6 protein-coding genes are annotated in these 6,911 nt (G+C 69.5%); all 6 read left to right on the plus strand.

What is annotated here, in order from left to right; genetic code table 11:
- The first annotated feature begins 74 nt into the window (after positions 1 to 74).
- Positions 75 to 857, plus strand: a complete 783-nt coding sequence (locus CEK65_RS11690) for a ParA family protein (RefSeq protein ID WP_017910758.1) — start codon at positions 75 to 77, stop codon at positions 855 to 857.
- A gap of 224 nt (positions 858 to 1,081) precedes the next feature.
- Positions 1,082 to 2,332 carry a chemotaxis protein CheW gene (locus CEK65_RS11695; RefSeq protein ID WP_226980559.1) on the plus strand — a complete coding sequence of 417 codons (1,251 nt, stop codon included), beginning with the start codon at positions 1,082 to 1,084 and terminating at the stop codon, positions 2,330 to 2,332.
- 109 nt (positions 2,333 to 2,441) lie between these two features.
- Positions 2,442 to 2,750: an STAS domain-containing protein gene (locus CEK65_RS11700; protein ID WP_152181835.1), complete on the plus strand. Its 309-nt coding sequence runs from the start codon at positions 2,442 to 2,444 to the stop codon at positions 2,748 to 2,750.
- Positions 2,747 to 3,112 carry a response regulator gene (locus tag CEK65_RS11705; RefSeq protein ID WP_010341778.1) on the plus strand — a complete coding sequence of 122 codons (366 nt, stop codon included), beginning with the start codon at positions 2,747 to 2,749 and terminating at the stop codon, positions 3,110 to 3,112. The genes CEK65_RS11700 and CEK65_RS11705 overlap by 4 nt, the downstream gene beginning before the upstream one ends.
- 31 nt (positions 3,113 to 3,143) lie before the next feature.
- Positions 3,144 to 5,147, plus strand: a complete 2,004-nt coding sequence (locus CEK65_RS11710; RefSeq protein WP_148827701.1) for a chemotaxis protein CheA — start codon at positions 3,144 to 3,146, stop codon at positions 5,145 to 5,147.
- A 484-nt stretch (positions 5,148 to 5,631) separates the two neighbouring features.
- On the plus strand, positions 5,632 to 6,911 hold a 1,280-nt coding region (locus tag CEK65_RS11715; RefSeq protein WP_152181836.1), incomplete at its 3' end, for an MCP four helix bundle domain-containing protein.

Here is a 6,911-nt window from a genome sequence, read left to right on the forward strand (position 1 = left end):
GGCAGGTACTGCGCGGGGGCCCCCGGCAACGCCGGCGGCCCCCGCGCAGTACCTGCCATTGAAGGAGTCAACTGATGCGCATCTGGGCGATCGCCAACCAGAAAGGTGGCGTGGGCAAGACCACCACCACGCTGGCCCTGGGCCGTGGGCTGGCCATGCTCGGGCACCGCGTGCTGATGCTCGATCTCGATCCGCACGCCTCGCTGACCCGGGCCTTCGACGTGCCGCAGGAACCGCAGCCGCCGGGCGTGCTCGACCTGTTCGCGACCCCGCCGGGCGAACTCGCCGCGCTGGCCCGCGACACCGCGGTCGAGCGTCTGAGCTTCGTCTGCGGGCAGACCGCGCTGGCCACGCTGGAACGGCGCAGCGCCAACCAGCCCGGCCTGGGCCTGGCGCTGCAGCAGGCCATGGCCCGCCACGCCGGCCAGCACGACTACATCCTGCTCGACTGCCCGCCGACCCTGGGCCTGCTGATGATCAACGCGCTGGCGGCGGCCGACCGCGTGATCATCCCGACCCAGGCCGAGCCGCTGGCCCTGCACGGCCTGGCCAGCATGGTCCGCACCGTGGACATGGTCGAGCGCTCGCGGCGCCGGCCGCTGCCCGCGTCGATCCTGCCGACCCTGTTCGACAAGCGCACCCGCGCCGGCAACGAGACCTTGCGGCAGATGCAGGACAGCTACGGCGAGCGGGTGTGGGAAGACGCCATCCCGGTCGACACCAAGATCTGCAACGTCAAGGCGCTGACGGTGGCCGGCGTGCCGGGCGACTACCCGGGTCGCGGCCTGGCCGCCTACCGCCGCGCGCTGGAATGGCTGATCGCCAGCGACGCCACGCCGATGGAGCAAGCCGCATGAGCACCCCCGGGGTCATCGACGATTATCTGGAAGGCCTGCTCCACGACGTGATCGCCGAGGAACAGAAGGCCGTGCCGCCGAGCCCAGCGCCGGTCGCGGTCGCCGACGTGCAAGCGGACGCCGCGACGACGGCGCCCGCCCCGGCCGCGGCCGGACCGACCCCGGAGCAGATCGCTGCCGCGGTCCTGGCCGAAGCCGACTCCGATCCGGCCCTGGCCGGCATCATGTCGCAGCAGGCGCTCGCGCCCGCACCGGCCGGCCCGACCCCCGAACAGATCGCCGCCGCGGTCCTGGCCGAAGCCGATGCCGATCCGGCCCTGGCCGGCATCATGTCGCAGCAGGCGCTCGCGCCCGCGCCGGCCGGTCCGACGCCCGAACAGATCGCCGCCGCGGTCCTGGCTGAAGCCGACTCCGATCCGGCCCTGGCCGGCATCATGTCGCAGCAGGCGCTGGCGCCCGCGCCGGCCGGTCCGACGCCCGAACAGATCGCCGCCGCGGTCCTGGCCGAAGCCGACTCCGATCCGGCCCTGGCCGGCATCATGTCGCAGCAGGCGCTCGCGCCCGCGCCCGCCGGTCCGACGCCCGAAGAAATCGCCGCCGCGGTCCTGGCCGAAGCCGATTCCGATCCGGCCCTGGCCGGCATCATGTCGCAGCAGGCGCTGGCGCCTGCCCCGGCCGGCCCGACCCCCGAGCAGATCGCTGCCGCGGTCCTGGCCGAAGCCGACTCCGATCCGGCCCTGGCCGGCATCATGTCGCAAGCAGCGCCGGCGCCCGCCGCGCTGACGCCGGCCCAGCAGGCCGAGCGCCAGGCCGACCTGGACGCGGTCGCGGCGATGGAGCGGCAGCGTGCCGCCGTGCCGCGCGATCTGGCCGCCGAAGACGATGCCGCCGCCGCGCGCGCGGTCAAGCGTCCGCCGATGGCGGTGCCGCCTGAACGCCGCGCCGAAGCCAGCCGCGCCCAGGCCGCCGGCGCGAAGCTGCCGCCGAACCTGCAGGCCTTCATGGCGCCAAGCGTGCCGCATGGCTCGGCCATCGCCCCCGAACGCCTGGCCGAGCGCCGCACCCGCTGGCTGCGCCTGCGCTGCGGCGAGCAGGCCTACGCCCTGGAACTGCTGAAGGTGCAGGAAGTGGTGCTGCCGGTGCCGCTGCTGGCGCTGCGCGGCACGCCGCCGGCCATGCTCGGCATCATGAATCTGCGCGGCCAGGTGGTGCCGGTGCTCGACCTCGGCGTGCACCTGGGCGCAGCGCCGATCGAGATGGACATGCAGACCCGGGTGGTGGTGCTGGAAGAGAACGGCGAGACCCTGGGCCTGCGCGTGTCCGCGGTGGAAGACGTGGCCAGCCTCAGCGACCAGCAGATCGAGCCGCCGGACAACGCCCGCATCTGCCGCATTTCCAACCATCTGTTCCGCGGCGTGGCGCGGCTGGCGCAGCAGCCGATGATCCTGCTCGACGCCGAGCAACTGCTGCACTGACCCGGGCCGGCGGGCGGCAACTGGGAACGGTGCCGCACTTTCCAAGCGCCGCTAAAGCTTTTCAGGCCACGGCCGTTATCTGCCATAGAACCATTGGTGCGGAGCAATGATGAGCACAGTCCCACTTGGCGAAGATCTCGGTATCGAGACCAGCGCCGACCTGAAACAACGCCTGACCGCGTTCCTTGCGTCGGACGACGTGCTGCGGCTGGACGCCGGCGAAGTCCGCCGCATCCATACCGCATCCGTACAGGTGCTGTGCGCATTCGTCGATGCCCGTCGCAAGAACGGCAAGCGCACCGAATTCGAGGCCTGCAACGCCACCTTTCGCGACGCGGCACGCCTGCTAGGGGTCAGCGAATCGCTGGGCCTTCCTGCAACCCCTGACAATCTGAAATCTGTGGAGAACGCGGCATGAGCGCACGTATCTTGGTAGTGGACGATTCGGCGTCGATGCGCCAGATGGTCTCCTTCGCCCTCACCTCGGCCGGCTTTGCCGTCGAAGAAGCCGAAGACGGCGCGGTCGCGCTGGGCCGCGCCAAGGGCCAGCGCTTCAACGCGGTGGTCACCGACGTCAACATGCCGAACATGGACGGCATCACCCTGATCCGCGAACTGCGGCAGCTGCCGGACTACAAGTTCACCCCGATGCTGATGCTGACCACCGAGTCGGCGGCGGAGAAAAAGTCCGAGGGCAAGGCGGCCGGTGCGACCGGCTGGCTGGTCAAGCCGTTCAATCCCGAACAGCTGATCGCCACCGTCCAGAAAGTCCTGGGCTGATCCCTCCCCTCCTTTTCCGGATTCCCGCCCCATGAGCATGGACCTGCAACGTTTCCACGCCACCTTCTTCGAGGAAAGCCGCGAAGGGCTGGACGCGATGGAAGCCGGATTGCTGTCGCTGGAAGAAGGCAATCGCGACCCCGAGACCATCAACTCGGTGTTCCGCGCCGCGCACTCGATCAAGGGCGGCGCCGCCACCTTCGGTTTCGAGGCGATGGCCGGCCTCACCCACGTGCTGGAGACGCTGCTCGACGAACTGCGCGCCGGCAAGCGCGAAGTAGAAGCGCACGCGATCGACGCCATCCTCGGCTCGGTGGACGTGCTGCGCGCCCTGCTGCGCGAAGCCGAACACGGCGTCCCGGCCGATCCGGCCGCGGTCAAGGCCGTGCACGAGCGCCTGCAGCACGCGTTGAACGGCGGCCCGGCCGCGCCCACCGTCGCCACCCCGGCGGCGAACCAGCCGGCCGAGCCGGAAGCCTGGCAGATCGGCTTCACTCCGGCGCCGTCGCTGTTCATGAGCGGCAACGACCCGCTGCGCATCATCCGCGAACTCGAACACCTCGGTCCGCTGCAGGTCGCCTGCCGCAGCACGCGCCTGCCCGGCTTCGCCGAACTCGATCCGCTCGAGGCCTACCTGGCCTGGGACCTGGGCCTGGTCGGCAAGATCCCGCGCAGCGCGATCGAAGACACCTTCGCCTGGGTCATCGACGACTGCGAGCTGGAAATCCGCCCGGTGCCGCCGCCGAGCCTGGCCACCGCGCCGGCGCCGGTGCTGACCGCGCCGCCGACCGCCGCCACCGCCGCCCCGGCCGCTGCCGTGGCCGCGAATGCGCCGGCCGGCAACGCCGCCGCCGCGCACGAAGCGGAAAGCTCGATCCGCGTCAGCGTCGACAAGGTCGACGCGCTGATCAACCTGGTCGGCGAACTGGTCATCACCCAGGCCATGCTCAAGCAGGTCTCCACCGGCCTGGACCAGGCCGTGGCCGAGCGCCTGTTCGCCGGCCTGGACCTGCTCGAACGCAACACCCGCGACCTGCAGGAAGCGGTGATCGGCGTGCGCATGCTGCCGGTGGACGCGGTGTTCCGCCGCTTCCCGCGCCTGGTCCGCGACCTCTCCACCCGTCTCGGCAAGCAGGTGCGCCTGCGCACGATCGGCGAGGGCACCGAGCTGGACAAGGGCCTGATCGAGAAGATCGCCGATCCGCTGGTGCACCTGGTGCGCAACTCGATCGACCACGGCCTGGAACTGCCGGAGGCGCGCCGCGCCGCCGGCAAGGACGAGACCGGCACCATCACCCTGGCGGCCTCGCACCAGGGCGGCCACATCGTCATCGAAGTCAGCGACGACGGCGCCGGCCTCAACCGCAACCGCATCCTGGCCAAGGCCGCCGAACGCGGCATCGCGGTGCCGGACAACCCGAGCGATGCGCAGGTCTGGGACCTGATCTTCGCCCCGGGCTTCTCCACCGCCGACGCGGTCACCGACCTGTCCGGCCGTGGCGTCGGCATGGACGTGGTCCGCCGCAACATCCAGGGCCTGGGCGGCGAAGTGCAGCTGGAAAGCGAATCCGGCCGCGGCACCCGCGTGCTGATCCGCCTGCCGCTGACCTTGGCGATCCTCGACGGCATGACCGTGGCGGTGTCGGGCGAAACCCTGATCCTGCCGCTGGCCTACGTCATCGAGGCGCTGCAGCCCAAGGCCGACGACATCCGCACCATGGCCGGCGAAGGCCGCGTGCTGCGGGTCCGTGGCGAATACCTGCCGATCCTCTCGCTCAGCGACTCCTACGGCTTCGGCCGCATCGAGCAGAGCGAAGAACCGCTGGTGGTGGTGGTCGAGGCCGACGGGCAGAAGCTGGCGCTGGAAGTGGACGAACTGATCGGCCAGCAGCAGGTGGTGGTCAAGAACATCGAGAACAATTACAGGCGCATCAGCGGCATCTCCGGTGCCACCATCCTCGGCGACGGCCGCGTCGCCCTGATCGTGGACATCGGTGGCCTGGTCCGCTCGCTGCGGGTGCAGCAGGCGGCCTGACCGCCCCGCCCCCCCCGCACCACGCCACACACGAGCCCCGGCAGCGATGCCGGGGCTTTTTGTTTGCGGTGCGCGCTGCAGATCCGCGTCTCTGCGTACATGGCCGCCTGAGACAGGGCGACGCGCGCTGCACGCAGATGCCCGCCATCCAAGCTGCAAACACCGCAACGCGGCCCTAAAGAACCCGCCGTGATTGCCGATAGCCCATTGAGCGCACAGTTTTTGTCTACATGTGCGTGCCGGTCACACCTGGGGAGGTGGAACCGGCGCTCCAGGGGAGCGATCGGAGGAGCTGCCGGTCGCTGAAGCCGTGCTGCAGCAGCGGGGAAAACGCATCGTGTGCCGTGTTGGCGTGGCTTGAACGCATGTTTCCGCATGCCTCTCGCCTGTTTTACGCACTTCATCACAGATGAAACCAGCATTACGACCGGTTTTCCCTGGTACCGACCACGCCGTGACTCGTCCATTTTCAGGGGGTTCCAACATGACGTCGCTCTTGCAACGCTACAACGTGGGCCGCCGCCTCGGCGGCGCGTTCGGCCTATTGATCCTGCTGTCCTGCCTGCTGGTCGCGGCCGGCCTGCTGTCCATGTCGCGGGCGCGGAACGAGCTGGACCATATCGTCAAGATCAACGTCGAGAAGATCCGCATCAGCAACGGCATGCTCGACGACAACGCCAACATCCTGGTCGCCCTCGGCACCTTGGCAATGGTGAGCAGCGACCAGCTCAACCGGGAAGCACTGGCGGAAATCAAGCAGCATCGCGCGCACTACATGGAGATGCGCAGGCAACTCGATGCGTTCCAGGACACCAGCGAGCGCATCCGCACGCTGCGCGCGGAGATCGATGCGCAACGGGCGGTCGCTGGCAAGCTCAACGATCAGGTGATTGCGCTCGGCGCGGCCAATCGCAACGACGAAGCGCAAGCCCTATTGAACGAAAAGGCGCGACCGGCCACCGCCGCCTGGCAGGCCAAGATTCGGGAAAACGCCGATATCCAGGACGCGCAGATGAAGCAGGCCTATGCCACGGCCACCGAGGCGATGACCGATGGCCGCAACATGCTGCTCGGCGGCGGCCTGGCCGTGCTGATCGTCAGTGGCCTGCTGGCCTGGACCATCACCCGCAGCCTGACCGGACCGCTGAACCAGGCCACCCGCGCCGCCGAAGCCATTGCCGATGGACGCCTGGACAACGACGTGGCCACCGATGCGCGCGACGAACCCGGCCGCCTGCTGGTCGCGATGGGCCGCATGCAGACCCAGTTGCAGCGCTTCTCCAGCGAAACCGCGTTGATGATCGAACTGCATGCCGACAAGGACATGTCCCACCGCATGCCGCAGGACTTCCCGGGCGTGTACGGCGAGCTGAGCAAGGGCATCAACACCATGATGTTCGAGCACCTGGACGCCATCGTCGACGCCATCGGCGTGCTCAACGAATACGCCAACGGCGACCTGCGCCGCGACGCCCGGCGCCTGCCCGGCAGCCGCGCGGTCCTGCACGAGTCGATGGATGCGGCCAAGGCCAGCCTGCTGGCGATCAACACCGAGATCAAGCGTCTGGCCGCCGCGGCGGCGGCCGGCGACTTCAGCGCCCGCGGCGATGCCGCGCATTTCCAGCACGACTTCCGGCTGATGGTGCAGGACCTCAACGCGATGATGGAGGTCAGCGACAACAACCTGGGCAAGCTGTCGGCGTTGCTGCAGTCCATCGCCGCCGGCGACCTCACCGCACGCATGGAAGGCGAGTTCCACGGCGG

It is taken from the genome of Xanthomonas sp. LMG 12459 (assembly GCF_009192905.1).
Classification (GTDB): Bacteria; Pseudomonadota; Gammaproteobacteria; order Xanthomonadales; family Xanthomonadaceae; genus Xanthomonas_A; species Xanthomonas_A sontii.

What these genes read in the sequence shown, in the direction of transcription:
- CEK65_RS11710 (WP_148827701.1), top strand. Translation starts at nt 3,144, where the DNA reads ATGAGCATGGACCTGCAACGTTTCCACGCCACCTTCTTCGAGGAAAGC.
- CEK65_RS11690 (WP_017910758.1), top strand. Translation starts at nt 75, where the DNA reads ATGCGCATCTGGGCGATCGCCAACCAGAAAGGTGGCGTGGGCAAGACC.
- CEK65_RS11700 (WP_152181835.1), top strand. Translation starts at nt 2,442, where the DNA reads ATGAGCACAGTCCCACTTGGCGAAGATCTCGGTATCGAGACCAGCGCC.
- CEK65_RS11695 (WP_226980559.1), top strand. Translation starts at nt 1,082, where the DNA reads ATGTCGCAGCAGGCGCTCGCGCCCGCACCGGCCGGCCCGACCCCCGAA.
- CEK65_RS11705 (WP_010341778.1), top strand. Translation starts at nt 2,747, where the DNA reads ATGAGCGCACGTATCTTGGTAGTGGACGATTCGGCGTCGATGCGCCAG.